26 protein-coding genes, 6 tRNA genes and 1 pseudogene are annotated in these 26,107 nt (G+C 70.6%); 15 read left to right on the top strand and 18 right to left on the bottom strand.

The features are described from left to right. On the top strand, positions 1-519 hold the full coding sequence (locus tag K1T34_RS02205; RefSeq protein ID WP_220242628.1) for a DUF1269 domain-containing protein: 519 nt from the start codon (positions 1-3) through the stop codon (positions 517-519). Positions 520-697: 178 nt separating this feature from the next. After that, on the top strand, positions 698-1,414 hold the full coding sequence (locus tag K1T34_RS02200; protein WP_220242627.1) for an SDR family NAD(P)-dependent oxidoreductase: 717 nt from the start codon (positions 698-700) through the stop codon (positions 1,412-1,414). A 202-nt stretch (positions 1,415-1,616) separates the two neighbouring features. Here the strand turns inward: K1T34_RS02200 and K1T34_RS02195 are convergent, their stop codons facing one another. Then, positions 1,617-2,009: an SgcJ/EcaC family oxidoreductase gene (locus tag K1T34_RS02195; protein WP_255638252.1), complete on the bottom strand. Its 393-nt coding sequence runs from the start codon at positions 2,007-2,009 to the stop codon at positions 1,617-1,619. Positions 2,010-2,167: 158 nt separating this feature from the next. On the opposite strand from K1T34_RS02195, the gene K1T34_RS02190 reads away from it, so the two are divergent. Further along, positions 2,168-2,776 (top strand): TetR/AcrR family transcriptional regulator, encoded by a 609-nt coding sequence (locus tag K1T34_RS02190; protein ID WP_220242626.1) that lies wholly within the window; start codon positions 2,168-2,170, stop codon positions 2,774-2,776. 298 nt (positions 2,777-3,074) lie between these two features. Here the strand turns inward: K1T34_RS02190 and K1T34_RS02185 are convergent, their stop codons facing one another. After that, positions 3,075-3,602 carry a cupin domain-containing protein gene (locus K1T34_RS02185; RefSeq protein WP_220242625.1) on the bottom strand — a complete coding sequence of 176 codons (528 nt, stop codon included), beginning with the start codon at positions 3,600-3,602 and terminating at the stop codon, positions 3,075-3,077. Next, positions 3,603-4,469 (bottom strand): LysR substrate-binding domain-containing protein, encoded by an 867-nt coding sequence (locus tag K1T34_RS02180; protein ID WP_220242624.1) that lies wholly within the window; start codon positions 4,467-4,469, stop codon positions 3,603-3,605. Positions 4,470-4,781: 312 nt separating this feature from the next. Between K1T34_RS02180 and K1T34_RS02175 the strand changes: the two genes are divergently transcribed. From K1T34_RS02175 to K1T34_RS02140, 9 genes are read left to right on the top strand one after another with little or no spacing between them, the layout of a single operon-like run. Continuing rightward, positions 4,782-6,308: an ABC transporter substrate-binding protein gene (locus K1T34_RS02175; RefSeq protein ID WP_220242623.1), complete on the top strand. Its 1,527-nt coding sequence runs from the start codon at positions 4,782-4,784 to the stop codon at positions 6,306-6,308. Further along, the gene (locus K1T34_RS02170) at positions 6,298-7,290 is read left to right on the top strand and encodes an ABC transporter permease (protein ID WP_220242622.1); all 993 of its coding nucleotides are present in this window, start codon (positions 6,298-6,300) and stop codon (positions 7,288-7,290) included. The genes K1T34_RS02175 and K1T34_RS02170 overlap by 11 nt, the downstream gene beginning before the upstream one ends. Position 7,291: 1 nt before the next feature. Beyond that, positions 7,292-8,149, top strand: a complete 858-nt coding sequence (locus K1T34_RS02165; RefSeq protein WP_255638251.1) for an ABC transporter permease — start codon at positions 7,292-7,294, stop codon at positions 8,147-8,149. Further along, positions 8,146-9,039: an ABC transporter ATP-binding protein gene (locus K1T34_RS53035; RefSeq protein WP_255638250.1), complete on the top strand. Its 894-nt coding sequence runs from the start codon at positions 8,146-8,148 to the stop codon at positions 9,037-9,039. The genes K1T34_RS02165 and K1T34_RS53035 overlap by 4 nt, the downstream gene beginning before the upstream one ends. Next, entirely contained in the window at positions 9,036-9,857 is an 822-nt protein-coding gene (locus tag K1T34_RS53030; RefSeq protein ID WP_255638249.1) for an ABC transporter ATP-binding protein, read from the top strand. Before K1T34_RS53035 ends, K1T34_RS53030 begins: the two co-directional genes overlap by 4 nt. 22 nt (positions 9,858-9,879) lie before the next feature. After that, positions 9,880-11,232, top strand: a complete 1,353-nt coding sequence (locus K1T34_RS02155; RefSeq protein WP_220242621.1) for an NtaA/DmoA family FMN-dependent monooxygenase — start codon at positions 9,880-9,882, stop codon at positions 11,230-11,232. Continuing rightward, the gene (locus K1T34_RS02150) at positions 11,229-12,230 is read left to right on the top strand and encodes an LLM class flavin-dependent oxidoreductase (protein WP_220242620.1); all 1,002 of its coding nucleotides are present in this window, start codon (positions 11,229-11,231) and stop codon (positions 12,228-12,230) included. Before K1T34_RS02155 ends, K1T34_RS02150 begins: the two co-directional genes overlap by 4 nt. Then, positions 12,227-12,955, top strand: a complete 729-nt coding sequence (locus K1T34_RS02145) for an alpha/beta hydrolase (RefSeq protein ID WP_220242619.1) — start codon at positions 12,227-12,229, stop codon at positions 12,953-12,955. The genes K1T34_RS02150 and K1T34_RS02145 overlap by 4 nt, the downstream gene beginning before the upstream one ends. Continuing rightward, on the top strand, positions 12,945-13,430 hold the full coding sequence (locus K1T34_RS02140) for a flavin reductase family protein (RefSeq protein ID WP_220242618.1): 486 nt from the start codon (positions 12,945-12,947) through the stop codon (positions 13,428-13,430). Before K1T34_RS02145 ends, K1T34_RS02140 begins: the two co-directional genes overlap by 11 nt. 38 nt (positions 13,431-13,468) lie before the next feature. Here the strand turns inward: K1T34_RS02140 and K1T34_RS02135 are convergent, their stop codons facing one another. From K1T34_RS02135 to K1T34_RS02085, 11 genes are all read right to left on the bottom strand, one after another. Then, the gene (locus K1T34_RS02135; RefSeq protein ID WP_220242617.1) at positions 13,469-14,239 is read right to left on the bottom strand and encodes a GntR family transcriptional regulator; all 771 of its coding nucleotides are present in this window, start codon (positions 14,237-14,239) and stop codon (positions 13,469-13,471) included. A gap of 145 nt (positions 14,240-14,384) precedes the next feature. Continuing rightward, positions 14,385-15,437, bottom strand: a complete 1,053-nt coding sequence (locus K1T34_RS02130; protein WP_220242616.1) for an amidohydrolase family protein — start codon at positions 15,435-15,437, stop codon at positions 14,385-14,387. Then, the gene (locus K1T34_RS02125) at positions 15,434-16,255 is read right to left on the bottom strand and encodes an ABC transporter ATP-binding protein (protein ID WP_220242615.1); all 822 of its coding nucleotides are present in this window, start codon (positions 16,253-16,255) and stop codon (positions 15,434-15,436) included. The genes K1T34_RS02130 and K1T34_RS02125 overlap by 4 nt, the downstream gene beginning before the upstream one ends. A gap of 14 nt (positions 16,256-16,269) precedes the next feature. Then, complete coding sequence (locus K1T34_RS02120; protein ID WP_220242614.1) at positions 16,270-17,250, bottom strand: ABC transporter substrate-binding protein; 981 nt, start codon at positions 17,248-17,250, stop codon at positions 16,270-16,272. Positions 17,251-17,288: 38 nt separating this feature from the next. Then, the gene (locus tag K1T34_RS02115) at positions 17,289-18,134 is read right to left on the bottom strand and encodes an ABC transporter permease (RefSeq protein ID WP_220242613.1); all 846 of its coding nucleotides are present in this window, start codon (positions 18,132-18,134) and stop codon (positions 17,289-17,291) included. Positions 18,135-19,003: 869 nt separating this feature from the next. Then, positions 19,004-19,076, bottom strand: a tRNA-Asn gene (locus K1T34_RS02110). 5 nt (positions 19,077-19,081) lie between these two features. Next, a tRNA-Lys gene (locus tag K1T34_RS02105) sits at positions 19,082-19,155 on the bottom strand. Between the two features lie 35 nt (positions 19,156-19,190). Then, positions 19,191-19,262: transfer RNA gene (locus K1T34_RS02100), tRNA-Lys, on the bottom strand. 155 nt (positions 19,263-19,417) lie between these two features. Continuing rightward, positions 19,418-19,489, bottom strand: a tRNA-Thr gene (locus K1T34_RS02095). A gap of 14 nt (positions 19,490-19,503) precedes the next feature. Further along, positions 19,504-19,576 (bottom strand) — tRNA-Gly (locus tag K1T34_RS02090). A gap of 100 nt (positions 19,577-19,676) precedes the next feature. Beyond that, a tRNA-Trp gene (locus K1T34_RS02085) sits at positions 19,677-19,749 on the bottom strand. A 102-nt stretch (positions 19,750-19,851) separates the two neighbouring features. Between K1T34_RS02085 and K1T34_RS02080 the strand changes: the two genes are divergently transcribed. After that, positions 19,852-20,475 (top strand): hypothetical protein, encoded by a 624-nt coding sequence (locus K1T34_RS02080; RefSeq protein WP_220242612.1) that lies wholly within the window; start codon positions 19,852-19,854, stop codon positions 20,473-20,475. On the opposite strand, the gene K1T34_RS02075 is transcribed toward K1T34_RS02080, so the two are convergent. The 4 genes and pseudogenes from K1T34_RS02075 to K1T34_RS02060 all read right to left on the bottom strand — a co-directional run bounded on the left by K1T34_RS02075 (position 20,435) and on the right by K1T34_RS02060 (position 23,450). Continuing rightward, on the bottom strand, positions 20,435-20,596 hold the full coding sequence (locus tag K1T34_RS02075; protein ID WP_220242611.1) for a hypothetical protein: 162 nt from the start codon (positions 20,594-20,596) through the stop codon (positions 20,435-20,437). The genes K1T34_RS02080 and K1T34_RS02075 overlap by 41 nt on opposite strands. 151 nt (positions 20,597-20,747) lie before the next feature. After that, positions 20,748-20,912, bottom strand: a pseudogene (locus K1T34_RS54585) (LysR family transcriptional regulator); the annotation flags it as partial. 71 nt (positions 20,913-20,983) lie between these two features. Then, the gene (locus tag K1T34_RS02065) at positions 20,984-22,390 is read right to left on the bottom strand and encodes an amidohydrolase family protein (RefSeq protein ID WP_220242610.1); all 1,407 of its coding nucleotides are present in this window, start codon (positions 22,388-22,390) and stop codon (positions 20,984-20,986) included. A gap of 115 nt (positions 22,391-22,505) precedes the next feature. Continuing rightward, a complete protein-coding gene (locus tag K1T34_RS02060) occupies positions 22,506-23,450 on the bottom strand; it encodes a LysR substrate-binding domain-containing protein (protein ID WP_220242609.1) in 945 nt (314 codons plus the stop codon). Between the two features lie 116 nt (positions 23,451-23,566). Here K1T34_RS02060 and K1T34_RS02055 point away from each other — a divergent pair, with 116 nt between their 5' ends. Both K1T34_RS02055 and K1T34_RS02050 read left to right on the top strand, forming a co-directional pair. Further along, positions 23,567-24,367, top strand: coding sequence for a cyclase family protein (locus K1T34_RS02055; RefSeq protein WP_220242608.1), 801 nt, complete (start codon positions 23,567-23,569; stop codon positions 24,365-24,367). A 2-nt stretch (positions 24,368-24,369) separates the two neighbouring features. Then, on the top strand, positions 24,370-26,013 hold the full coding sequence (locus tag K1T34_RS02050) for a thiamine pyrophosphate-binding protein (protein WP_220246946.1): 1,644 nt from the start codon (positions 24,370-24,372) through the stop codon (positions 26,011-26,013). Positions 26,014-26,107: the final 94 nt, after the last annotated feature.

The raw sequence follows: 26,107 nt of genomic DNA, 5'->3' as shown, positions 1-26,107 counted from the left end.
ATGGCCTCGAACAAGGACGCGCCCGTCGACCTGTACATCGCCGCCTATTCGGACCCCGACGCGGCCCGCGGTGACTGGGCCGCGATCAAACAGCTGGCCCACGAGGACGTGATCAAGGTCAAGGGCCTGATCCTCGTCAGCCGCCGCGGCGACGGCAAGATCCACGTCGACGACGACTTCCACACCACCCGCAAGGGCGCCACGTGGGGCGCCGTCGGCGGGGCGGTCGTCGGCCTGATCTTCCCGCCGTCCCTGCTCGCCGGTGCGCTCGTGGGCGCCGGGCTCGGCGGTGGCGTCGGCGGGCTGCTGTCGCACGCGGAGAAGAAGGAGATCAAGGCCGAGGTGGAGGACACGCTGCCACCGGACAGCTCGGGCATCGTCGCGCTGTTCGAGGAACGCTGGGTCATCGAGGTCGACAAGGCCCTGCTGCACGCCGCGAAGGTCACAAAGGAGACGGTCGATGGCGAAAGCGCCGAGCAGGTGACGTCGGCGGCCTCCGCGGCGAAGGGCAAGGAGTAACGACCGTCCACACGGGCCGGCCACCCGGACTGGGTCCGGGTCGCCGGCCGGCTGCTGCGCTCCTTCTGCGGTGGGAGTTTCCGTCTTGGTGGTGGGTGGTTTTGTCTTCTAGCAGCGCCTGCCCAGGCGGCGTAGTCCTGGTTGTAGACAACCGGTCTACTACGTGAGGACGGAAACGATGAGCAGCAACAGCGGGCAGAAGGTGGCCGTGGTCACCGGCGCGTCGCAGGGGTTCGGCGCGGGGATCGTGGAGGGGTACCGCAAGCTGGGTTACGCGGTGGTCGCCACGGCGCGCTCGGTCGAGGAGTCCGGTGACGCCGGCGTGGTGCCGGTGGCGGGTGACATCACCGACCCGGCGACGTCGGACCGGGTGGTGGCCGCGGCGATCGAGCGGTTCGGCCGGATCGACACCTTGATCAACAACGCGGGCGTGTTCGCGGCGAAGCCGTTCACCGAGTTCACCGCTGAGGATTTCCAGTGGGTCGTGTCGGTGAACTTGGCCGGCTGGTTCAATATCACCAGCAAGGTGCTTCCGCACATGCTCGAACAGGGTAGCGGGCACATCGTGCAGATCACGACCAGTTTCGTGGACCACCCGGTGTCGATTGTGCCGGCGTCGGTGTCGATGCTGACGAAGGGCGGCCTGCAGGCGGCGACGAAGTCGCTGGCCGTGGAATACGCCGGGCGCGGGATCCGCGTCAACGCGGTCGCCCCGGGGATCCACAAGACCGCGCTGAACCCGCCCGAGACCTACGCCGAGCGCGCCGGCCTGCACCCGCTGGGCCGCATGGGCGAGGTCAGTGACATCGTCGAAGGCGTGCTGTACCTGGAAAACGCCACGTTCGTCACCGGCGAGATCCTCAACGTCAACGGCGGCCAGAGCGCCGGCCACTGACACACCCCGCCACCCCGGGGCCACGGACACCCACCGTCCGCGGCCCCGGGGCGGCGCCGTCCACTTCGGATCGAATCCACGGGGGACTGATCCGAGGAACCGGACTGTGGGCCGCGGAATCAGATGTATTTCCGAGACGCCTCAGCGGCCCCGGTGTCTTTCGACGCCGGGGCCGCTGGATGTCAGACGGAGATCGCGACGGTCATTCCACGATCTTGGACACGTGGTAGTGGCTGATCAACCAGTCGCCTTCGGCCTGCTGGAGCAGAATCACGGTCAGGTGAAATCGAAGCTCCGTGCCGTCCGGGCGGGTGAACACCGGATCGACGTAGGCGGAAAGCACGTCCTGGGTGAGGGGCCGGATTTCCCTGATCTCATAACGAACCGTCAATCCGACGGGCTGTTCCGCGTAGTACTCCTCGACACCTTTCCGGCCGAGGGAATAGCCAGGGTGCGCACCCTGGAACAGGGCGTCTTCGGTGAAGCAGCTCGCGACTCGATCGGGCCGGTGCGAGTCGACGCCGTCCTTCCAGGCGTCGAGAACCCGGGTGATGACCGCTTGGTAGTCCATCTTGACCTCGGCAGATTCGCTCAAGTAGTAGACCGGTTGTCCACCTTCAGGAATACCCCGACGGCGGCTTCATCGCCAGGAGGTAAAACCACTCACCACCTAGGCGCAGGCTCCCACGGCGAATTCGTGGCCCGCGGAACGGTTTCCTGGCTCGGGAAGTCTTGGCGGCGTAGGCTTTTCTCATGGGACGGACCAGTGATGCCAGGGAGAAGATCCTGGCTTCCGCTCAGGCGCTGCTCGAATCGCGCGGCTACGCGGGAATGGGAGTCGCCGACGTGTGCAAGGCCGCGGGTGTGGTGAAAGGCAGTTTCTACTACTTCTTCGAGTCCAAAGAGGCCCTCGCGCTCGCCGTTGTCGAGCAGCAGTGGGCCGGGCAGCTCGCGGTCTGGTCGGAGATCCTGGTGACCAAGGACGGTCCGCTCGACCGGCTGCACCGCCTCTTCGAAGCGACGGGGAACACCCTGCAGGCCGGCCAGCGCAGCTGCGGCACAGTCTCGGGTTGTCTCTTCGGCAATCTCACGTTGGAGCTGAGCAACCAGACCGAAGCGATTCGCCTGCGGCTGCAGGAGATCTTCGAGGCGCAGGTGGATCTGGTCCACAAGGTCGTCGCCGAGGCGCAACAACACGGTGACGCGCACGTCGCAGACACCCGGGAGGCCGCGCGGTCGATCGTCGCGCAGCTGGAGGGGCAGATCATGTTCGTCAAGCTCTACAACGACCTCCGGCGCCTGGACGCGATGTGGGCCAACTGCCTGGCACTCCTCGGCGCACGGGGGGAGCTGGCTGCTTGACGGGAAGCCGGTGAAACGTGGTGTGCCGACGGCTTCTTGGCGGTGGTCAGTACTTCTTCGTCAGCGGCCCCTGAGCTGCGGCTTCACCAGACCTGCCACCGCGAAGCTGATCAGCGCCGCCCTCGCGACCGCCACGATGATCTCCAACACGGGGCCCGCGTGTCGTCCGTGGCGAGCGTGAGGATGCTGGAGCCGAGCAGAAGGACCCCGGACCGGTTGAGGGGGCACCTCGGCACGCTGCGCCGTCGCCTCGAGTCGCGGCTCGCGGGCGCGGATGGAGACTGAACTCTTCGCGCTGTCAGTGTGGTTCTCCGACGCGGACCTGTGACCAGTCGAGCTCATCCAGGTTCACCACGATCGCCTCCTGGGTCGTCCGGGCGATCACCACGACGGCTTCGTTCTCGGGATCCGGGTTCTCCTCCCGATGCGGCACAAACGGCGGCACGAAGACGTAGTCACCCGGCCCGGTCTCGATGGGCCGTTCCACGGGCTCGTCCCCGTCGACATCCAGGAACACGAACGTCGGATTTCCCGACACGATGTAAATGGCGGTCTCCGACGCGCCGTGGTGATGGTTGGCCGACGCGGTGGACGCGGGAACGTGCGTCTGGCCCATCCACAGCGACTGCGCGCCCACCGTCTTGCCGCTGATGGCTTCGAGGCGTTTCATGCCCGGGGTTTGTGTGGTCCGGCCGAGGAGGCCGCTGGGGGCGACGTGCCTCAGCGCGCGGTGGAACGGGTCGATCTCGGCGGGCACGAGGGCGCCGCTGGGGGTGCGGACGAACTTGCCGTCGCCGGAGCCGGCGGGGACGTGCAGGACGGACATTCAGGCTCCTCGGGCGAGGGGGTGGTTGGTGGTGAGCAGGCGGCGCAGGGAGCCGACGGCGTGGCCGGACACGGCGGAGTCGAGGCCGTGGCGGCGCCAGCAGGCGAGGGGGAGCGGTTCGGGCGGGGGGAGGTCGTCGCATTCGACGAGGCCCTCGGGGGTGGTGCCGAGGGTCGCGAGGAGGGCGACGCCCTGGCCGGCCGCGGCGGCCGCGTGGACGCCGGCGAGCTGGTTGGCTTCGGCACCGATAGAAGCAGGGATCCCGTACGCGGACAGGGTTTCCAGCGCGCGAGTCCGCAGTGCACAAGGGTTGTCGAACGCGACGAGCGGCACGGGCCCGTCAGGGCGGGTCCAGCCGGGTGCGCAGTACCAGGTCAGGTCGAGCTCGCCGACGGGTTCGGCGCGCGGGTCGTCGGTGGCGCCCAGCAGGAGGGCGAGGTCGATGCGCCCGGTGCCGAGCGCGTCGCGCAGGGCGGTGCCGCGGTCGAGGCGGTAGCGCACGCGGTGGCCGGGCAGCGCGGTGCCGAGCACGGCCGTCAGGCGGGGCAGGAGCTGGGCGGCGGCGTGTTCCGTCGACCCGATCACCACGGTCTCGTCGTCCGCGACGTCGAACGCGCGCAGCGCTTCGTCGTGCACCCCGAGGATCCGGCGGGCGTGGCCGAGCAGCAGGTCGCCGTCGGCGGTGAAGCGTGACCGGCGGCCGCTGCGTTCGACGAGCTGCCGGCCGGTGGCGGCTTCGAGCCGGCGCACGTGCTGGCTCACCGCGGCCTGGCTGAGGTGGAGGTGCGTGGCCGCGCGCTGGAACCCGCCGCGGTCGGCGACCGCGACGAAGCTGCGCAGCGGCACGATGTCCAGAACCTGCTCCATGAGTCGGAACCTACCTCGCGAACCATCGCGAATCGTGATGAATCCGCATCGTGAAACGTCGTTGGACAGCGCGCGGCACAACGGGTCATGCTCGCTGTCATGAACCGGTCCGCCGACGCGCCGAGCGTGCTGCTCACCTGCTGTCGCTGGCTGGACAACGCCCGCTGCGGCACCGCGATCTGTCCTCGCTGAGGCGAGCACTCGCGCTTTCCCCGGCGCCCCTGAGGTGCGTCCCTTTCCCCTGCCCAGAACCGGTCAGTCCACTGTGGACGCCGGAATACGCGTTGTCCCCCGAGCACAGGAAGATTCCCCATGTCCCCACGCACCACGCGCCGCCTGCGCGGCACCGCACTCACCCTCGCCCTCGCGGCCGTCCTCGGTGGTGGGCTCACCGCGTGCGGCGCCGGCGCCGCGGCCTCCGCCGGAGGCACGCTGCGCTGGGCCTCCTCGTACTTCCCGACGCACTGGGACCCGGTGGTCGGAGGCAGCGGCGCCCAGTTCCGCGAGCTGGCGCTGGTTTACGCGTCGCTCACCCGCACCGATGAGAAGGGCAACGCGGTGCCCGACCTCGCGAAGAGCTGGGAGTACAACGCGGCCGGCGACCAGGTCACCTTCCACCTGCGCCAGGGCCTGAAGTTCTCCGACGGCACCCCGCTCGACGCCGCTGCCGTGAAGGCCGCGATCGAACGGGCCAAGAACCAGAAGAACTCCGCTTTGTTCGGTGATCTCACGTCCATCGAGTCCGTCACCGCCGACGGCCTCGACGTCGTCATCCACCTCTCGCAGGTCGACTACCAGATCCCGCAGCTGCTCGGCGAACGCGTGCTGCAGGTCGCGAGCCCGAAGGCCGCGCAGGACCCGAAGAAGCTCGACCAGAACCCGGTCGGCGCCGGGCCGTTCACCGTCACGCAGGTCGTCCCCGGCACGAAAGCCGTGCTGAAGAAGAACCCGGACTACTGGGACGCCGCGAACATCCACATCGACAACGTCGAACTGACCTCGGCGCCCGACGCGTCGACGGTCGTTTCCGGGCTGCAGACCGGGGTCTACAACTTCGCCGACATCGACCCCAGCCAGGCGGACGCCGCGAAAAAGGCCGGTCTCGACGTGTTCGTGCAGCCCGGGTTCAACGCCGCCAACATCAGCCTCAACGTGAACAAGGCGCCGTTCGACAACCCGCAAGTGGTCGATGCCGTGCGGTACGCGGTCAACCGCAAGGAGTTCGTCGACAAGCTCACCTTCGGCTACGGCGAGGCGACCGACCAGCCCTTCCCCGAGGGCTACGTCGCCTACGATCCGCGGTCGAAGGACCAGTACCCCTACGACCCGGCCAAGTCGAGGCAGCTGCTCGCCGGCGCCGGGTACAAACCGGGTGACATCAAGCTCGACCTCGTCGTGCCGGACTCCCAGCCCGACGCCGAGATCGTGCAGTCGCAGCTCGCCGCGGTGGGCATCACCACGAACATCAAGATCGACAAGAACTGGGCCACACCGTTCTTCGCCAAGAACCTCACGCTTTCGCTCTACAGCACCACCGGGCGCGATTCCGCGGTGCAGACGCTGACTGCCCACTTCGGACCCCACGGCCCGCTCAACCTCTCCAGCCCCTACGAGCCCGTGGGCTTCGAGGACGCCGTGGCGAAGGTCCGGCGCACGCCGTTGGACGCAGCGGACTACGCCCAGGTCCTGCAGGCGGCCACCCGCGCCGGGCTGGCGAGCCGGGCGCTGGTGTTCACCTACTCCTCGCCGAACCTGATCGCGAAGAGCAAGACGATCTCCGCTCTGCCGAAGAACCCGGCGCACCTCGACTGGACGGGGGTGACCATCAGTGGCCGCTGAGACCCGGCTGCTCCTCCCGGCCGCGCTGCGCCGCCTGCCGGGCACGCTGGCCCGCTCGGTCGCGATCTTCGTTCCGGTGTTCTTCGCGGCCACCTTCGTGACGTTCGCGCTGCGGGCGCTGAGCGGACTGTCCCCGGCCCGCATCCAGCTGGGCGAGGACGCGACCCCGCAGGCGATCGCCAACATCGAGAGCCAGTGGGGCCTCGACCGGCCGTTCCTGGTGCAGTACTGGCATTGGTTCACCGCGGTCCTGCACGGCGACCTCGGCACGAGCTGGGTCAACGGCGCCGACATCTCGACGCTGATCGGCCTCGGCCTCGGCGTGAGCCTGTCGGTGGCGGTGTTCGGGCTGGTGGTCGGCGTGGTGGCCGGGTTCGCGCTCGGCACGCTGGCCGCGTTGCGCCGGGGCACCTGGGCCGACCGCGCGGTGACGGGGTTCGTCACGACGGTGTCCGTGCTGCCGGCGTTCGTGGTCGGCATCGTGCTGGTGGCGGTGTTCGCGGTCGGGCTGGGGCTGTTCCCGTCGGCCGGGTACGCGCCCGTCACCGACGGTGTCGGCCCGTGGCTCGTGCACATCACCCTGCCCGCGCTCGCGCTCAGCTTCGACGTCATGGCCGACGTCGCGCGCCAGCTGCGCACCGGCCTCGTCAGCGCGTACGAGGAGAACTACGTCATCGGCGCGGTCGTGCGCGGCCTCTCGCCCCGGCGGGTCTTCTTCGGGCACGTGCTGCGCAACGGGATCGGGCCGGCGCTGGCCACGCTCGGGCTCAAGTTCCCCGCGCTCGTCGGCGCGTCGGTGGTCACCGAGTGGATCTTCGGGCTGCAGGGCTTCGGCCGCTTCGCCAACGACTCGGCCCAGAGCGGAGACGTGCCCGCGGTGCAGGGCGTGCTCGTGGTGTCGATCGCACTGGTCGTGACCTTCAACCTGCTGGTCAACGTCGTCCTCGGGCGCGTGACGCCGGCCTCGCAGCGGGGGGTGTGACGTGCTGGGACGGATCCTCGCGCTCCGCACGGGGCGCATCGCGCTGACGATCCTCGTCGTGGTCGCGCTGCTCGCGATCCTCGGCCCGCTGCTCGCGCCGCAGGACCCGCTGGCCGCGAGCGGCACCACGCTGGCCGGCCCGTCCGCGGGCCACTGGCTGGGCACCGACAACCTCGGGCGCGACGTGTTCAGCCGGCTGCTGGCCGGCTCGCGGGTCAGCGTGCTCGCCTCGCTGGAGGTCGCCTCGGTGGCGCTGGTGGCGGGCACCGTGCCCGGCATCTTGTCGGTCTACCTCGGGCGCGCCTTCGAATGGGCCACGCTGCGTTTGGCCGACACGCTCGTCGCGCTGCCGTTCCTGTTGTTCGCGGTCGCGGTGACCGCGTTGCTGGGCAACGGGATCACGCAGGCGATGGTGGTGACGGGCGCGCTGGTGTCGCCCTTGTTCTACCGGGTGTCGCGGGCCGCGACGCTCGCCGTGGCGCGGTCGCAGTACGTCGAGGCGGCGCTGATCTCCGGTGCTTCGCTCGGCTGGATCGTGCGCCGGCACGTGTGGGTCAAGGTGCTGCCGCCGATCGCGGTGGCGCTGGCCCAGACGGTCGGGGTCGGGTTCGTCATCGTCTCCAGCTTGACGTTCCTCGGCATCGGCGTGCAGCCGCCCGCGCCGACCTGGGGCGGCCTGCTGGCCTCGGACCTCGGGTACCTCAGCTACCAACCGTGGGCGCCGGTCGCGCCCGCGCTCCTGATCACGGCCACGGTGTGGGCCGCCAACCTGCTCGCCGACGCGATCCGCGACGTGTCGGGCGCGGCGGCGCACACCCGGGCCACCACCCGCCGAGTCGCAGCCGGAGGTACGGCATGACCGCCCTCACCGAAAGCGCCGCGCCCGCCGCGAGCGGGGTCGCCGGGCCCGTGCTCGCCGTGCGCGACGTGCGCATCCGCCACGAAGCCACTGGGCACGAAACCGACGGGCACGAAACCGGCGGGCGCGAGGTCGTGAAGGGGGTGAGCCTGGAGCTCACACCGGGCAGGACCGTCGGCCTCGTCGGCGAGTCGGGCAGCGGCAAGACGCTCACGTGCCGGGCCGTGCTGGGCATCCTCCCGCCGGGGTTCACCGTGGCCGGCGGCAGCATCCACGTCGCGGGCCACGACCTGGCCGAACTGTCGACGCCCGAGCTCACCGCGCTGCGGGGCTCGACGATCAGCGCGGTGTTCCAGGACCCCGCGTCGTATCTGAACCCGTCGATCCCGGTCGGCGCGCAGGTCGCCGAGGTGCTGCGGGTGAAGCTCGGCCACCGGCGGCGCGCGGCCCGGCGGCGGGCGATCGAGCTGCTGGCGGCGGTGCACTTGCGCGACCCGGAGCTCGTGTACACGCAGTACCCGTACGAGCTGTCCGGCGGGATGTTGCAGCGAGTGCTGATCGCGGCCGCGATCGCCGCCGAGCCGCAGGTGCTCATCGCCGACGAGGCGACCACCGCGCTCGACGTGACGGTGCAGGCGGAGATCCTCGACCTGCTGGCCGACCTGCGGGAAAGCTCGGGGCTCGCCCTGCTCGTCGTCTCCCACGACCTCGCGGTGGTCGCGCAGCTGTGCGACGAGGTGCTGGTCATGCGCGACGGCGAGATCGTCGAGCAGGGCCCGACCCGCCGCGTACTGCACCACCCACGGCACGAGTACACGAAGCTGCTCATCGGCGAGCACGAGCAGTACGGGCTCGACCGGTTCCTGGCCGGCAGCGAGGTCCGGGGATGACCGACGTCCTCGAGGTCACGGACCTGGAAGTCCACTACGGACACCGACGGCGGCGCCGGCGCGCACTGGCCGGTGCTTCGCTGACGGTCGCTCCCGGCGAGATCGTCGGGGTCATCGGCGAGACCGGGTCGGGCAAGTCGACGCTGGCCCGCACGGTGCTGGGGCTGGTGCGCCCGTCGGCGGGACGGATCGTGCTCGACGGCACGGACGTCACCGGCTACGGCGCCCGGCAGTGGCGGGCGCTGCGCCGGCGCGGCGTGGTGCAGTACGTGTTCCAGGACCCGTTGCGCAGCCTCGATCCCGAACTGTCCACAGCGGACTCGCTGATCGAACCGCTGCTGGTGCGCGGCGTGCCCCGGGCCGAGGCGCTGGCGCGGGCCCGCACCTACCTCGAGCGGGTCCGGCTCGACGAGGAACTGCTCACGCGGCTGCCCGGCGAGCTGTCCGGCGGGCAGCGCCAGCGCGTCGCGGTGGCCCGGGCCCTGATCACCGAACCGAAGCTCGTGTTCCTCGACGAGCCGGTGAGCGCGCTGGACGCCGCGAACCGCGTGCAGATCCTGGAGATCCTCAAGGAACTGCGGGCCGCGGGCGTCGCGCTCGTGTTCATCTCCCACGACCTCGGCTCGGTCGCCGGGGTCGCCGACCGCGTCGCGGTGCTCTACCGCGGCGAGCTCGTGGAGCTCGGCACGGCCCGCGAGGTCGTCGCCGCCCCGCGCCACCCGTACACGCGCCTGCTCGTGAGCTCGGCGCCGACGCTGCACACCGCGTCGGCCGGCCGTGCGGAGCGCGAGGCGTTGCGCGCACTGCTGCACACCTGATCACCACGGAAGGACGTTTCCCATGCCCCGCAAGATCCACCTCGCCCTGCACCCCTACGGCGTCGGCGGCCCCGGCCAGCACGGCCTGTGGAAAGACCCCAGCGTCGCGAAGAACGCGTCGATCGACATCGGCTACTACATCCGCCAGGCCCAGGCGGCCGAGCACGCGCTGTTCGACGCGCTGTTCATCGTGGACAGCCAGTTCATCAACGCCGGCTACCCGGCGCACTACCTCAACCGGCTCGAACCGCTGACCCTGCTCTCGGCCGTGGCCACGCACACGCGGCACGTCGGGCTCGTCGGCACGGCCAGCTCCACCTACAACTCGCCGTTCAACCTCGCGCGCCGCTTCGGGTCGCTCGACCACATCAGCGGCGGGCGCGCGGGGTGGAACGTCGTCACCAGCTTCGACACCGGCACCAGCCGCAACTACGGGCTCGAAGAGCACCTCGACTACACCACCCGCTACGGCCGCGCGCTGGAGTCGGTGCGCGTGGCGCAAGGGCTGTGGGACTCCTACGAAGACGACGCCTTCCCGGCCGACGTCGAGCGTGACGTGTTCCTCGACCCGGCCAAGCTGCACGCGCTCGAGCACGTCGGCGAGCACTTCCGCGTGGCCGGGCCGCTGAACCTGTCGCGGTCGCCGCAGGGGCAGCCGGTGATCTTCCAGGCCGGTGTGTCGGAGGAGGGTCGCGACCTCGCCGCCCAAGTGGCCGAGGGCATCTACGCGCCGGGCGGCCCGATCGAGCAGGCGCGGGAGTACTACACCGACATCAAGCGGCGCACCGCCGCCGCGGGCCGCGACCCCGACCACATCAAGATCTTCATCCACGGCGGCCCGGTCGTGCGCGGCACCGACGAGCTGGCGCGGCAGCGCGCGGCGCGGATTTCCGAGGAGGACAACGACTTCGGCGCCAGCCTTGCACTGCTCGGGCGTGCGTTCGGCGCCCACGACTTCAGCGGCTACGACCTCGACGCGCCGTTCCCCGACGTCGCGCACCTCGCCGAGCGCGGCGGGCGCACGGGTGCCGCGAAGATCATCGAGCGGGCGCGAACGCAGCAGCTCTCGCTGCGCGAGGTCGTGGAAACCTTCAGCGAGCGTCGGGAATCGCCGTTCGTGGGCGCGCCGGAAACCGTCGCGGACACGATCGAGCGGTGGTTCGCGGCCGGTACGTTCGACGGCATCAACCTCGCGTTCCGCAACGACGAGGACCTGACCTACTTCGTCGAAGGCGTGGTGCCACTGCTGCAGAAGCGCGGGCTCTTCCGCACCGAGTACGAAGCGGAGACTTTGCGCGGCAACCTCGGCCTGCCGATCCCCGAGAACCGCCACACCGCCGAGCGTTCGGCGCCGGTCGCCGCGGGCGTGCGATGAGGCTCGGTTTCCTCACCCATGTGCAGGGCCGCGGCACCGACCTGGCCGAGGTCTACCGCAACGCCCAGGAGCTGTTCGTCGTCGCCGACGAGCTGGGCTTCGACGTCGGCTGGGTGGCGCAGCACCACGTGCCCCCGGCCGGCGGTGGGCTGTCGTCGCCGTGGACGTTCCTCGCCCACGCCGCCGCGCTCACCACCCGCATCCGGCTCGGCACGGCGATCACCGTGCTGCCGCTGGAAGATCCGGTGCGGTTGGCCGAAGACATCTCCGTCGTCGACACGCTGTCCGGCGGCCGGGTCGAGGTCGGCGTGGGCAGCGGGGCGAGTGAGACGGAGTACGCCGCGTTCGGCCGCGACGTCACCCGCAAACGCGAGCTGACCACCGAGGGCCTGGCCGTGCTGAGGGCCGCCCTCGCCGGCGAAGAGGTCGGCACGCCGGGGTTCACGGTCCAGCCACCGGCGTCCGGTTTCGGGGATCGCTTGTGGCAGGGGGTGTTCAGCGCGCCCGGGGCCGAACACGCGGCCCGGGAACGCTCCAACCTCCTGCTCAACCGGGCGGCGTACGGCTACGACCAACCGACGGACGAGGTGCAGCGGCCGTGGGCGGACGCGTACCTGGCGGCCTGGCGCGAGCCGCGCACCCCGCGCATCGGGTTGTCGCGCCTGGTGTTCCCCGCGTCCGACCGGCGAACCGCGCTGGCGCAGATCGGCGACGACGTGCACCGCGCGGCCCTGCGGTTCGGCTCGCGCGGGGTTTTCCCGGCAGGCGTGGGAATCGAGGAGTCGTTGCGACGGTTCCACGCGTTCTACGGCCATCCCGACGAGATCGTCGCGGCGTTCGAGCGGGAGCGGGTGCTGCCCGTGGCGACCGATCTGATCACGCAGTTCAACCCCGCGATCCCGGACCACGACACCGCGATCCGGGCGCTCGAGACCATCGCCACCGAGATCGCGCCCGCACTCGGCTGGCAGCGCCAACTGGAAGGAGCCGGCCGGTGAGCCTGTATCGAGAATTCCCCGCCCCGGCGGAGCTGCGCACGAGGGGCACGGTGCTCGTCGTGCCCGGCCGAGGCGAAACGCGCGCCGCGTACACGCGCTTCGGCACTCGGCTGGCCGCCGACGCCTACCGCGTCCGGGTCGTCGACGCTGTGGACCTGGACCTGGCCCGCTTCGCCGACCAACTCACCGCTGCGACGGCCGACCTCACCGACCGTCCGCTGGTGCTGGCCGGCGCCGACTCCGGCGCCGTGGCCCTGGCGGCGCTGGCCGGATCGGGCGCGGGCACGGAACCGTGGTGGCCCGACGCGCTCGTGCTCGCCGGGCTGCCCGGCCCGGCGGGGGTGACCGGTGCCTGGGACGACGAACTCGACGTCCGCACGAGCTGCCCGGCCCACCGCGGGGTGCTCTCGGCCCAGTCGATCGACGAGCGCGGCGCCTTGGCCACCCCCGTGCCCGAGGCGCTGCTGCGCGCCGCCTACCGGTCGGCCCCTCCGCTGCCGCAACTCGTGCTCATCGGCGACGAAGACCCGCTCGCCGACCGCGAAACCCTGGCCGGCATGGTGAAATCCGCCCCGCGCGCCCGCCTGTCCGTCGTCCGCGGCGCCCACCACGACGTGCTCAACGACCGGCAGCACCGCTCCGTCGCCGCCGAAGTCGTGAGCTTCCTCGAAACCCTCGGCAACGAACTGGTGCCCGTGATCTCGGTCGAGTCCAGTGCCTGGTGAACCCGCGCTCGACCCTGCCCTGCTGCGTGCCGCGTTCGGCGCCTTCCCGACCGGCGTGGTGGCGATCGCCGCGTCGATCGACGGCCGCCCGGTGGGACTCGCGGCGAGCTCGTTCACCTCGGTCTCGCTCGAGCCTCCGCTGGTCTCCTTCTCGGTCGCCACCGCGTCTCGGACGTGGCCCGCCCTGCGCCGCGCGCCCCACCTGGGTGTCTCCGTCCTCGCCGGCCACCACGGCACCGTCGCACGACAGCTCGCCGGCCCGGCCGACAGCCGCTTCACCGGCCTTCCGCTCACCACCACCGCCCACGGCGCCATCACCCTCGACGACGGCGTCGCCTGGTTCGACACCACCATCGAACGCGCCCTCGAGGCCGGTGACCACACCCTCGTCCTGCTGCGCCTGCACTCGGCGGCTCACGCCGGGGACGCCGCACCGCTGGTGTTCCACCGCAGTTGTTTCCGGCAAGCGGTGTGACCGACGGTCCCGAAGCCTCCTTGCGTAAGCGCCGGGGCTCACTGGTCGAGATACGTCCGGATCACCGAAAACCGCAGGTAGTCGTCATTGACGTGCACCACCGTGACCGCCACTGGGAGCTCGTCGGCCCGGATGTGGGTGTGGCGCAGGCGAAGGACGGGGCGGGTGCGGGGGAGGCCGAGGGCCGTGGCGATCGCGGTGGGCGGGAGGACGGGGCGGATCTCGGCGACGGAGTAGCAGACGGGCGTGCCGGTGTCGGTTTCGACGAACTCGAAGGTGGAGCGGCGCGGGTCGCTGTCTTCGGGATGTTCGCCGAGCAAGGTGGCGGGGACGTGGTCGACGCTGTGGACCGCGGGTTTGCCGTCGGCGTCGAAGACGCGTTCGATGCGCAGCGCGCGCTCGCCGGCGGGGAGTTCCAGGGAGGTGGCGAGCTCGTCGTCGAGGGCGATGAGGCGCTGGTCGAGCGTGCGGACGGCGGGGCGGTAGCCGGCCTGGGTGAGTAGGTCGACGAAGGGGCTGGCCTCGGCGAGGTTGGCGGCGATGCCGATCGTGTGGCGGTTGATGAAGGTGCCGCTGCCGTGCAGGCGACGGATGCGGCCTTCCTTCTGCAGCGACTGCAGCACCGAGCGCAGCGTCGCGCGGCTGACCCCGAGCGCGGTGCTGAGCTCTTCCTCCGACGGCAGGCGGTAGCGCCCCTCGGCGGCGTAGCGCGTGATGGCCTCACGCATCCGCTCCTTGGCCTGCCGGTAGGAGTCCGCGGCGACCGTCTGGATGGAGACGGGTGTCAGCTCCGGCTCACGCATGACCATCGGTTGTCCTCCCCGGGGCGGCCTCACGGCCCGTCGTACGGCAACGCTGCCGACACGCACAGTCGATCGGCACCCTCCGAGCGTAATGACCTCGCGCCGGGTCCTGAACCCACCCTGGGCCAGGCAGACGGGTGATCACGAGCTGTCACGAGTCGCGCCACCGAGGTTCCCACGCCTCCAGCTGCTCCAGCGTCTCCTGCTCGCTCCAGTCGGTCAGCCCGGCGAAGCGCGCCCAGTTCCCGCCCACCATGTTCGCCACGTCCAGGCGCGAGATCGGCGCGCCGGGGTCGGCGACGTCGTTGACGAGCGTGAGCTTCGGCAGCAGGACGGCCGGTTTGCCGCCCCCGGGGTAGTCGGTGCCCCAGCAGATCCGCGACAGCGGGCAGCCCAGCTGCTGCGCGCGCAGGAGGAAGTCGTAGAGCTGGCGCTGCGTGGACTTCGTGGCGAACATGCTGATGTCGAGGTAGGTGTTGTCGTGGCGGGCCACCATGGCGAGGCACTCGTCGACCCAGGGGAACCCGGCGTGGCACACCAGCAGCGGCAGGCCGGGGAAGTGCCGGGCGACCTCGTCGAGCGCGCCGGGCCGGCCGTAGTCGAGCACGGTGTCCTTGGCCGAGGACGTTCCCATGTGGACCATCACGCCGATGCCGAGCTCGACCGCGCGTTCGTAGATCGGGAAGGCGAGGTCGCGGTCGGCGGGGGCGTAGTGGTCGTACATGGGGTAGAGCTTCAGCCCTTGCAGGCCCAGCTCGCCGACGGCGCGGGTCAGCTCGTCGCGGGCCCACTCGACGCCGCGGAACTTCGGGTTCACGGCGCTCATGCCGATGAGCTCGGGGTGGCGCCGGGTGAGCGAGGCGATGTAGTCGTTGCTCTTGGCCACTTCCAGCGGACCGTCCACATCGGTCACGCGGCCGAGGTCGATGGTCCCGCGTTCGCCGTAGGTGGTGTACGTCGAGGGCGCGACGGCCAGCACGGTCGCGCGGTCCACGCCTGCGCTCACGTGGTCGTCGACGAGCGTGCCCGGGTCGATCGGGTCCAGGTCGCCTTCCAGGCCGACCCAGTCCTCGTCGGTGGCCGCCCGGTAGGCGGGCAGCCGGCCCGCCCGCCGGTGCCCGGGCGCCCGCATCTCGCGCACGAACCGGTCGTGGCCGGGTGGCAGTGCGGTCGCAAGCACGTGGTTGTGGCAGTCGATGATCACTCGTCGAACTCCTCGGCCAGGCTTCGCCAGATCGCCCGCTGCAGGCGCTGGAACTCGGGTTCGAACCGGACTTCCTGGAAGTGCCGCGGCCGGTCCAGGGAGATGCGGAACTCCTCCTTGATCGTGCCGGGACCGCGGCTCATCACGAGCACGCGGTCGGCCATCGCCACGGCCTCCTCGACGTCGTGGGTCACGAAGACCACGCTCTTGCCGAGGTTCTCCCAGATGGAGAGGAACTCGCCGCCGAGGCGGATCCGCATCTGCGCGTCCAGCGGCCCGAACGGTTCGTCCATGAGGTAGACGTCCGGGTCGTACGCCAGCGCGCGGGCGATTCCGACGCGCTTGCGCATGCCGCCGGAGAGCTGGTTGGGGTAGCTCTGCTCGAACGACGTGAGCCCGACCAGCTCGACCAGCCGGCGCACCTCGGCCCGTTGCTCTTCGGCGGGGACTCCCTTCAACGCCAACGGGAAGCGGATGTTGTCCGCGACGGTGCGCCACGGGAACAGCGCGTCGGACTGGAAAACCAGGCCCACGCCCTCCGGTACGCCTTCGGGCACAGGTGCGCCGTCGAGCCGGATCTCGCCCGTGGTGGTGGGCAGCAGGCCCGCGATCAGCTTGAGCAGCGTGGACTTCCCGCAGCCGCTGGGCCCGACGAGCGCCACGAACTCACCGGGGGCGAGATCGAGGGTCACGTCGTCGAGCGCGACGAACCGGCCCTTCGGGGTGCGGTAGCTGAGCCCGACCTCGCGCAGGCTGAGCTTCGGGGTCGACGTGGCGGGCCCGGCCGAGGGCGCCAGGGCCTCGGGTTTCGCGGTCATCGTGGTCCTCCCGGCTACTTCGCGGGCAGCAGGCTGTAGTCGAAGATGTCCTGAGTGGACGGAACCGGGTTGGTGAGGAACCCGGTACGCACCAACAGATCCGTCGAGGACTTGACGACCGCGTCCTCGGCCTTGAGACCGTCGGGCACGCTCTTGATGGCCTCGGTGACGATCGTCTTGAGGTCGGCGTCGCTGATCTTGTAGCCCTGCTTCTTCATCCAGGTCGTCGCCTGGTCCGGGTTGGCCTTGGCCTGCGCGGACGCCTCGTCCATCGCGGCGAGGAAGGTCTTCATGAGGTCCTGGTGCCCGGAAACCCAGTCCTGGTCGGCCATCGCCACGATGTCGACGTAGTGGTAGTCCGGCTCCTGCCACAGGACCTTGAACTTCCCGGTCCGCAGCAGCTGCAGCGTGTCGGGCTGGCTCGTCATCCCGGCCACGACCTGGCCGCCGTTGAGCTCGGCCTGCATCGTCGCGCCGGCCCCGCCGCTGACGACGGTCAGGTCCTTCTTCGGGTTCAGCCCGGCGTCCAGCGCCGCCTTCTGCATTTCCGTGTCCGACAGCGTGCCCGGCGCGGTCACGGCCACCTTCTTGCCGGCGAGGTCCTTGACCGAGGCGATGTCGTTGCGGGCGACCATGAGGTAGGAGAAGCGGTCGTTGGCCACGGCGTAGGCGCGCATCTTCACGCCCTTTTTCTGCGCCAGCACGACGTGCCCGATGTCGCCCATGAACACGTCGGCGCTGCCGCCGATGAGCGCGTTGGTGGCCGTGGAGCCGCTGGTGACGCACATGGGCTTGATGGTGATGCCCTTCTGCGCCGCGATCCCGCTGTTCTGCGCGAGCTCGGCGGCGATGGGCGCCAGGCCGCTGCAGAACAGCTCGACCCTGATCGTCTTGGAGTCGCCGCCGCTGCCGGCCGACGAGCTGCCGCACGCGGTGGCGGTCGCGGTCAGTGCGAGCGCGGCCACGGTGGCCGTGATGCGGGAGAGGGTGGTCATCGGTGGTGTCCTCATCTGTGACGTGGTCGGAGGGGACCTCAGCGGGTGGCGCGGTGACGCAGGACCCGTCGTTCGACGAGCGCGACGAGCTGTTCGGCGAGCATGGCGATCACGGTGATGATCACCAGGCCCGCGAAGACTCCGGTGGTGTCGAGCACGTTGGCGGCGTAACCCATGTAGTAGCCCAGCCCCTGGCTCGCGCCGACGAGCTCGGCGATCACCGCGCCGATCAGCGCCAGCGCGATCGACAGCCGCAGGCTGGTCAGGATCCAGGGCGCGATCGAGGGGAGGATGGCCCACCGCAGCCGGGCCGTCCACGGCGCGCGGAAGCTGCGCGTCATCTCGAGCAGGTCGGGCTCGATGCCGCGCATGCCCTGGTAGGTGTTGTAGAAGGCGACGAACACGACCATGGTCACGACCATGAAGATCTTGGACTCCAGGCCGATCCCGAACCACACGATGAACAGCGGCGCGAGCGCCACGCGCGGCAGGCTGTAGAGCGCCATGATGTACGGGTAGAACCAGCGTCCGACGGTTTTCGACGGCGCGATCAGCACGCCCAGCGCCACGCCGATCACCATGCCGATCGCCAGCCCGGCAAAGGTCTCCGCCAGCGTGGTCCCCAGGTCCGGCCACAGGGTGCCCCCGCTGACCAGCTCGACGATGCGCTGCACGATCAGCCACGGGCTGCTCACCGTGAACGCCCCGAACACCTCTCCGGCCAGCTGCCACAGCACGATGATCAGCACGCCGACGCCCCACTGCCCGCCGCGGACCACCCACCGGTGCCGCCGGTCCGCCCGCCGGTCGCGGTCGTCCTGGGAGTCCACCGGTCCGTCACGCTCGGTTCGTCCGGCCGGGCCGTCGACACGGTTCGCCACCATCCGCTGCCTCCTCAGACGTCAGACGTCTGACGGACCATAGGAGCCGGTCCGGGCGGGCACAAGGGTTCTCAGGGGATGGGACCAGGGCTTGCTTTTGTTCGGTTGTGTGCTGGTCAGGGCGGTTGTCTGATGTGGACATTCAGGGTCGCGGCCGGAAGCCGTCCTGGCCGGGTGCGTAACCCGAGGTCCTATCCCTTTGCCGGCGAGTGGCACTCACCGCGAGAGGGGACTTCACCGCATGAGTCGAAATTCAGACAACGGGTTCCGGGACCGGCTTCCCGGAGCGCCGTCAAGGTGGCGCTGGCCGTCGCGGAGGTGCTGGGCGACGAGGTAGTCGGCCGCGTTGAACGTGGGGGGTGTGACGGAGTCAGTCGGCATCGCGCCAGCCTTGGGTGAGGTGGACGTGGTCGAGTCGCTTGCCTAGGCAGATTCTATTCATCCTCCGTCAATCGTCAAAGTTCTGTAGAACGTTATGCCGGGAGGGGTGTGGTTCGACGCCGGCAGACGCCGAACGTCGACAAAGCGGCAAAGCTGGGTGTGGCTTGTGAAGTCCGCTGGTTGCCGGACTGCGCGCGGTGCCGTCGAGGAGGTCACGGGCGAGGTGGGCCGGCTGGGCTCGCACCCCCGTCCTTCGGGGCCTCGAACCAGGGGCTTGTGTCCTTCGGTGTCCCGCCGGGCGTCGAACCCGGGGCTCCTCGGCGTCGGCGGGGTGCTCTTCCTCTGAGCTACACGCCCGCGTCGGGTGGATTGTGGGAGTGGAAGACGTGGGTGTCGAACCCACCGCGGCGATCTTGCAAGGATCGTCTGCGCTCCGGCGCGTCTCCCGTCGGGTCGTGCCCCGGTCCACGGGGGACCTCGGGCAAGACGAGCTCCCCCGCCAGGACTCGAACCTGGTACCTCCCGAGTAACAGTCGGGTGCGCAGCCTGTTGCGCCTCAGGGGAAAGAGTGGGCCGCCAGGGAGTCGAACCCTGAACCCGCCGAGTAAAAGTCGGCTGCTCTGCGCGGTTGAGCTAGCGGCCCTCGCGCCGCGGGTCGCACGGGCCCGTGGCGCGAAGTGGATCGCCGGGGAGTCGAACCCCGAACCCGCCGAGTAAGAGTCGGCTGCTCTGCCGTTGAGCCAGCGATCCGGAAAGGGGAGGGAAACCCGCGAGGTTCATCCCCATGCGCGGCAACGGGTGCCGCGCGAGTCGAGGTGCCAGGAGTCGAACCTGGTCCGGCGCTGCACAGACCGCCGTGCTCCACCTCGTGGTGCAGCGGGGAGGGCGGGCCCTCCGCCGTCACGAGCCTCTTCCGGGACTCGAACCCGGTCCTTCCGTTTACGAGACGGGTGCTCTGCCTGGTGAGCTGAAGAGGCGAACTACTGCTGCGAGCGGCCGGAGGGCATCGAACCCTCTGCTTCGGTTTGGAAGACCGACGTGTCCGCCGAGTTCACCACGACCGCGCGACGCCGCGAGCCTGCGGCGTGAAAAGTGTTGCTCCGCTGTGTAATTGTCAAAGAGTGCAAATTTCAAAGAACACGTCACCGGAAAGGCGGCGCGAAGCACCGGTGGAAGGAGTCGAACCTTCGGCGAACGGTTTTGGAGACCGCCGCGCTCTCTCCGGAAGCTCACCGGTAAATTGACCGCGCGAAACAGAGAAAGCCGCCCGGATCGGTTTCCCGATGGGCGGCTCCCTCGACCTGACGAAGTGCCGTGTCAGGGTGGGGAGCCGACCGTAATGCCGGTGACGGTCCAGGTGAAGGGTTTCCGGCCGGACGAGCGCACGGCGACGATCGCGGCGGCCGGATTCCGGCGCTGCGTCCCTCGCTTTCGCGTGTTCGTCATGACCTTGCCCCCTCGTTCGCTGGTGTGCACCCATCTTCTCCGGCGGGCCCGCGGACGTCAACCTTGTTTTCCCGCGCCGGCTGCCGCGGATATGCCTGGCGCGTATGCCGCGAGCGCGAACGGGTATTGGACAGGAAACCGTGCCGGGATGGTCGGCGGGCCGAACAAGCGCACCGATTTCCACGTGGACCCCTACGAGGAATGGTTCTGCCAGATCAAGGGCGACATCCACCTCGAGATCATGACCGAGAACGGCCGGGAGCGGGTCGACATCCCGGAAGGGCAGATGTTCCTGCTGCCGCGCAACGTGCGGCACTCGCCGCAGCGACCGCCGGGCACCCTGGGTCTCGTCGTCGAGCACGCGCGCCCGGAAGGCCGGCGGGAGAAGGGCGAGTGGTACTGCCGCGACTGCGACAACCTGATCCACGAGCTAGAGTTCACGGTCACGCAGCTGGACCAGGACTTCGAGGCCGGCCTCAAGGCCTTCGCCTTCCCTTGTGCTCGCCGGGTTCGGTGATCCGGCCGACGATCAGGTCGAGGTGCCCGGCGACGAGCTCCTCGACCAGCGTCCCCGGCGTCGCCTCGCGCACGGACACGGCCAGCTGCGGGTGCGCGGTTTTGAGCCCGGGCGATCGCACGGGGGAGCAGCACGTTCGAGCCGGCGAGATGGGTGCCGACGGTGACCGTCCCGCGCTGCGCCTCGGCCAGCTCCGACAGGTGGCGCCGGGCGCTGACCACCTGTCCCAGGATGGAGCGGGCGTGTTCGGTGAACGACAGTCCGTAGACCGTGGGCGTGACCCCGCGCGGTCCTCGCTCGTACGGCTCGACGCCGACGATGGTCTCCAGCTCCCGCAGCGCCCGGGTGACCGACGGCTGAGCGACGTGCGGCCGCGCCGCCGCGGCCATCACGCTGCCCTCCGCCGTCAGCACGTCGACGAGGACGAGGTGCCGCATCTTCAACCGGCCGTCGAACATCTGTCGACTGTCCATAGTGGAATGATGCGCCGGCCCTCGGCCCGGAGACGTCAGCCGACCGGCCAGGCCGGCGCCCGGCGCCCGCCCAGCTTGTCGATCGCGGGACCGGCGGCCTCGTCGACCGCCCGCGCCACCTCGGCTACGTCGACGGTCGTGAGCACCCGGTCGCGCATGACGACGACACCGTCGATCACCACGGTCGTCGCGTCGGCGCCGCTGCCCGCGTAGACGAGGTCGGCGACCGGGTTGCCGAACCGGAACGGCCGGTAAGCCAGGCCGGCCAAGGAAAACAGGGCGAGGTCCGCGGTCTTGCCGGCCTCGACCGACCCCAGCCGGTCCGCCGCGCGCAGGGCCTTCGCCGCGTTCACCGTCGCCATCTCGAACACCGACGTGACCGGCATGAGCGAGTGGTCGCGGTGCGCGTCCTTGTGGCACACCGCCGCCAGGTACATCACCCGCACCAGGTCGAGGAAACGGCTGATCGCGGCGGCGTCGGTGCCGAGCACCAGCTCGGTCCCCGCCGCCGCCAGGTCGGGGATCACGCCGTGGGCGACCCAGCCCTGCCCGCCGAGCAAACTGGTCGACGGGCAGTGGGCGACGAACGCCGGCGACGCCCCGAGCCGCTTCACGTCGTCCTCCGGCAGCCACCCGACGTGCGCGAGCACCGGCGCCAGCTCCAGCACGCCGAACCGCTCGTAGCGTTCGAGCTGGGGGTTCCGCTCGGGCTGCGAAGTGCCCGGCGCCGGCGGCATCCCGATGAAATGGCCGGACACGCCCGTGTCGCGGTCACCGGCGTGTTTGACGACGCCCCGGATCAGCTCGTCGCTGACCGACGTCGGGTCGTCGAGCCCGTACCAGACCTGGATGCGGCCGCCGGCCGAACCGTGGAAGCGGTCGTAGACCTCGTCCGCGTGGTCGAGTACCGAGTGGACGGTCTCCGGGTCCCGGCCGAGCATGCCGGGCAGGTCGCTCGTGCGGGGCACGATCACGCCGCGAATGCCGATCTCCTCGGCCGCCTTCACGGCTTCCGCCGACTGTGGGCTGCCTGCGTCGATGAAGGTAGTGGTCCCGTGGCGGATGAGCTCGGCGTACGTTGCCAGCGAGCTGGCGTAAGCCTCTTGCGGGGTCAGCATTTTCTCGTGCGGAGCCATGACACCCGCCAGCCTTCGCGCGGGCGGCAGCTCGTCGATGAAGCCGCCGCCGACGAGGAACCCGCTCGCCGGGTGCTGGTGGGCGTCGACGAGCCCGGGGGTCAGCAGGCTGTCGGCCTCGTCGATCAGCGTGTCCGGGCGGTAGCGCGCGAGGATGATCTCCCGCTTGCCGACCGCGACGATCCGGGTGCCGCGGATCGCGACCGCGCCGTCGAGCAGGATCTGCCGCCGCGCGTCCATCGTGGCGATCGCGCCGGCGGCGATCACGAGGTCGACGGGCTGCTGCTCGGTCTCCGCCCCGGTCATCGCGCCACCGCCAGAGAACGTGCCGTTTCGTTCGCTTGCACTGAGCTGTCCTCCCCGTCGGGTCTTTCGGGTGAGGATCGTCGGTTCGCGCCGCCGCGGCCATAACCCCTGGGTGTTATCCGAAGTCGAGCCGGGAGATCTCCGCGGAGATCCGCTGCGCCTCGGCGACGAGATGGCCGATCAGGAGCTGGGCACTCTTCGACGGTGTGCGACCGGCCAGCGTGGTGATGCCGATGGCACGAGGCACGGTCTCCAGCCGGACCGGCAGGTAGCCGAGGGCGTCGTCGGCGGCGCCGATGAGCAGGGGCAGGGGTGTGATCGCGTCGGTGTGCAGCAGGATCGAGCGCATGGTCAGGATCGTCGAGCACTCGATGACGTTGCGGGGCAAGGGAACTTCGTGGCGCGCGAACAGCTCGTCGAGCTCGTCGCGCAGCGCGGTGGGCCGGCCCGGCAGGATCCAGGGGAACTCTTGCAACTCGGCCAGGGAACGCAGTCCGCATCGGATGGCCGGGTGGTCGCGGCGCGCGACGAGGCCCACGGGTTCCTCGTACAGCGGCGCGTGGTGAAACCGGCTCGCGACGGCAGGCGGGCGGCCGACCAGGAGGTCGACCTCGCCGTGGGCGAGCCGGACGTCGAGATCGGCTCCCAGGCCCTCGATCACGGTCGCCGTCAGGGTCGGGTGCTCGGCCTTGAGCCGGACGAGTGCCGAGGGGAGCAGCACGTAGGCGCCGGCGAGGTTGGTGCCGACGCGCACGGGTTCCGCCCCGTCCCGCAGCAGCCCGTCGATGCGGTGCTGCGCGGAGGTCATCGTGCTCACCACGGCCCGCGCGTGGTCGAGCAGGATGTCCCCGGACGCGGTCGGGCGCACCCCGCGCGGGCCACGCACGAACAGCTCCACACCGACGATCGACTCCGTCTCGCGCAGCGCCCGGGTGACCGCCGGCTGCGTCACGTGCAGATCTTTGGCGGCGCCCAGCAGGGAGCCGTTTTCCGCGATCGCGATCACCAGCACGAGGTGCCGGATCTTGAGGCGGCCGTCGAGGAAACGTTGCCGGTCCACTGGCCTCACCCTTTCCGTGGCGAGGTATAGCAGACCCGTTCCGGTATAACCAGACAGGCATAACCAGGCCGGGATAGGCATTGGTGCGCCGGCGCCCGCGCGCACACGATGCATTCATGTCTTCTTCGCCTGAGACCACCGGATCCGTCTCCGTGCTGGTCGGCGCCCTCGCCCGCGGTGACGTGTCGATCATCGAGCTCACGGCGCCGCTCTCGTCCGACACCCCCGTGCTCGACCTTCCGCCGGACATGGCGCCGATTCCCCGGTTCCGCTTGGAGGAGCTGGCGAAATACGACGAACGCGGCCGCACGTCGTACCAGAACGGCATCCACACCGGCGAGCACGTCGGCACCCACTTCGACGCGCCGCGGCACTGGGTCACCGGCGCCGAGCTGGAGGATGTCGCGTCCGTGCCGCCGGCCCGCCTGGTCGCGCCGGCCGTCGTGATCGACAAGACGCGCGAGGCCGCCGCCGACCCGGACTACGTGCTGCGCCGCGACGACGTCGAGGAATGGCAGCGCGAACACGGCCCGCTGCCGCAGGGCTGGCTGCTGTTCCGCACCGGCTGGGCTGCGCGCTCGCACGACCAGGAGACCTTTCTCAACGCCGACGACGACGGGCCGCACACCCCCGGCGTCGATCCCGACTGCGCGCGCTGGCTGGCGCAAGAGACGCCGATCCTCGGGTTCGGCGTCGAGACGGTCGGTACCGACGCCGGGCAGGCGTTCCGCTTCGATCCCGAGTTCCCCGTCCACTCGTACCTGCTCGGCGCCGGCAAGTACGGCATCACCCAGCTGCAGAACCTGCACCTGCTGCCCCCGACCGGCGCTCTGCTGATCGTGGCGCCGCTGCGGGTCGTCGGCGGCTCCGGGAGCCCGACCCGCGTGCTGGCTCTCGTCGAGAACGGAGCGAAGTGACCATGCTCGTGCACGAGGCCATCGGCCGGTACCTGACCGAGCACGGTGTGCGTGCCGCGTTCGGGGTGGTCGGCAGCGGCAACTTCCACTTCACCCAAGCGCTGGTGGCCGGGGGAGCGCGGTTCGTGGCGGCGCGCCACGAAGGCGGCGCGGCGACGATGGCCGACGCGTACGCGCGCATGTCGGGCGAGGTCGCGGTGCTGTCGTTGCACCAGGGCTGCGGCTACACCAACGCGCTCACCGGGATCACCGAGGCGGCCAAGAGCCGGACCCCGCTGCTGGTGCTGACGGCCGAGGCCGGCGACCCGGCGTCCAACTTCTTCATCGACCAGCCCGGCCTCGCCGCCGGTGTCGGCGCGGTGCCGCTGCGGGTGGGCTCGCCGGGGACGGCCTTGCGGGACGTGGCCCGCGCGCTGGCCATCTGCGCGCAGCAGCGGCGGACCGTGGTGCTCAACGTCCCGATCGACGTCCAGGAGCTGGAGCTGCCGGAGCAGGAGCACGGGACGGTCCCGGCTGCGATCGCCGTGCCTCAGCCGGCGCCCGAGCCGCTGGCGGAGTTCGCCCGGCTGCTGAGCGAGGCGTCCCGGCCGGTGTTCATCGTCGGCCGAGGTGGCCGTTCGCCCGGTGCGGGCGAGGCGGTCCGGGAGCTCGGCAACCAGGCCGGCGCGCTGCTGGCCACGTCGGCCGTGAGCCGCGGACTGTTCAACGACGACCCGTGGAGCATCGACGTCTCGGGCGGGTTCGCCTCACCGCTGACGGTCGAGCTGGTTTCGCAGGCCGACCTGGTCGTGGCGTTCGGGTGCGCACTGAACATGTGGACGACGCGGCACGGCGCGCTGATCGGGGCCGACACCCGCGTGGTGCAGGTCGATCTGGACCCGGCGGCGATCGGCCGGCACCGCGGCGTCGACCTGGGGCTGTGGGGCGGGGTCGCGGAAACCGCCCGCGCGGCCACCGCCCTGCTCCGCTCCGGTGGCGCGCCGCCGCGGACGGGCTACCGGCGACCGGAGCTCGGCGACCGCCTCCGCACGGGCCTGCGCTGGAACCAGCTCCCGTTCGACGACGCCTCCACCGAGGACCGCATCGACCCGCGCACGCTGTCGGCGAAGCTCAACGAGCTGCTGCCGGCCGAGCGGACCGTGTCGCTGGACTCCGGCAACTTCCTCGGCTACCCGAGCATGTACCTCGACGTGCCGGACGAGTACGGGTTCTGCTTCACCCAGGCGTTCCAGTCGGTCGGGCTGGGGCTGGCGAGCGCGATCGGCGCCGCGCTGGCGCGGCCGGACCGCGTCCCCGTCGCGGCGCTCGGCGACGGCGGGTTCCTGATGGGGCTCTCGGAGCTGGAAACGGCCGTGCGCCTCGGGATTCCGCTGCTGGTCGTCGTGTACAACGACGCCATGTACGGCGCGGAAGTGCACCACTTCGGCGCCGGGACAGCGGGCCTGGACAACGTCACCTTCCCCGACGGCGACCTCGCCGCGCTGGCCCGGGGCCACGGCTGCGAGGGCCTGACCGTGCGCTCGGCCGACGACCTGGCCGCGGTCAAGGACTGGCTGTCGTCGGCGCCCCGGCGGCCGCTGGTGCTCGACGCCAAGATCACCTCCGACGGCGGGGCCTGGTGGCTGCACGAGGCCTTCGGTCACTGAGTGCGGCGGCGGCCCTTTCGGCTGACACGATCGTGGTCGCGAAAGGGTCGCCGCCGCTGCCGAGTCCGTAATATCTCGAGGCGGGGCGGCAACC

It is taken from the genome of Amycolatopsis sp. DSM 110486 (assembly GCF_019468465.1).
Taxonomy (GTDB): domain Bacteria; phylum Actinomycetota; class Actinomycetes; order Mycobacteriales; family Pseudonocardiaceae; genus Amycolatopsis.
This window is presented reverse-complemented; position numbering and strand designations above follow the sequence as displayed.

Excerpts from the sequence above, each read along its gene's own strand:
- K1T34_RS02205 (WP_220242628.1), top strand. The coding sequence starts at position 1 with ATGGCCTCGAACAAGGACGCGCCCGTCGACCTGTACATCGCCGCCTAT.
- K1T34_RS02200 (WP_220242627.1), top strand. The coding sequence starts at position 698 with ATGAGCAGCAACAGCGGGCAGAAGGTGGCCGTGGTCACCGGCGCGTCG.
- K1T34_RS02190 (WP_220242626.1), top strand. The coding sequence starts at position 2,168 with ATGGGACGGACCAGTGATGCCAGGGAGAAGATCCTGGCTTCCGCTCAG.
- K1T34_RS02185 (WP_220242625.1), bottom strand. The coding sequence starts at position 3,602 with ATGTCCGTCCTGCACGTCCCCGCCGGCTCCGGCGACGGCAAGTTCGTC.
- K1T34_RS02180 (WP_220242624.1), bottom strand. The coding sequence starts at position 4,469 with ATGGAGCAGGTTCTGGACATCGTGCCGCTGCGCAGCTTCGTCGCGGTC.
- K1T34_RS02175 (WP_220242623.1), top strand. The coding sequence starts at position 4,782 with ATGTCCCCACGCACCACGCGCCGCCTGCGCGGCACCGCACTCACCCTC.
- K1T34_RS53035 (WP_255638250.1), top strand. The coding sequence starts at position 8,146 with ATGACCGCCCTCACCGAAAGCGCCGCGCCCGCCGCGAGCGGGGTCGCC.
- K1T34_RS53030 (WP_255638249.1), top strand. The coding sequence starts at position 9,036 with ATGACCGACGTCCTCGAGGTCACGGACCTGGAAGTCCACTACGGACAC.
- K1T34_RS02155 (WP_220242621.1), top strand. The coding sequence starts at position 9,880 with ATGCCCCGCAAGATCCACCTCGCCCTGCACCCCTACGGCGTCGGCGGC.
- K1T34_RS02150 (WP_220242620.1), top strand. The coding sequence starts at position 11,229 with ATGAGGCTCGGTTTCCTCACCCATGTGCAGGGCCGCGGCACCGACCTG.
- K1T34_RS02135 (WP_220242617.1), bottom strand. The coding sequence starts at position 14,239 with ATGGTCATGCGTGAGCCGGAGCTGACACCCGTCTCCATCCAGACGGTC.
- K1T34_RS02125 (WP_220242615.1), bottom strand. The coding sequence starts at position 16,255 with ATGACCGCGAAACCCGAGGCCCTGGCGCCCTCGGCCGGGCCCGCCACG.
- K1T34_RS02120 (WP_220242614.1), bottom strand. The coding sequence starts at position 17,250 with ATGACCACCCTCTCCCGCATCACGGCCACCGTGGCCGCGCTCGCACTG.
- K1T34_RS02115 (WP_220242613.1), bottom strand. The coding sequence starts at position 18,134 with ATGGTGGCGAACCGTGTCGACGGCCCGGCCGGACGAACCGAGCGTGAC.
- K1T34_RS02080 (WP_220242612.1), top strand. The coding sequence starts at position 19,852 with ATGCCGGTGACGGTCCAGGTGAAGGGTTTCCGGCCGGACGAGCGCACG.
- K1T34_RS02065 (WP_220242610.1), bottom strand. The coding sequence starts at position 22,390 with ATGACCGGGGCGGAGACCGAGCAGCAGCCCGTCGACCTCGTGATCGCC.
- K1T34_RS02055 (WP_220242608.1), top strand. The coding sequence starts at position 23,567 with ATGTCTTCTTCGCCTGAGACCACCGGATCCGTCTCCGTGCTGGTCGGC.
- K1T34_RS02050 (WP_220246946.1), top strand. The coding sequence starts at position 24,370 with ATGCTCGTGCACGAGGCCATCGGCCGGTACCTGACCGAGCACGGTGTG.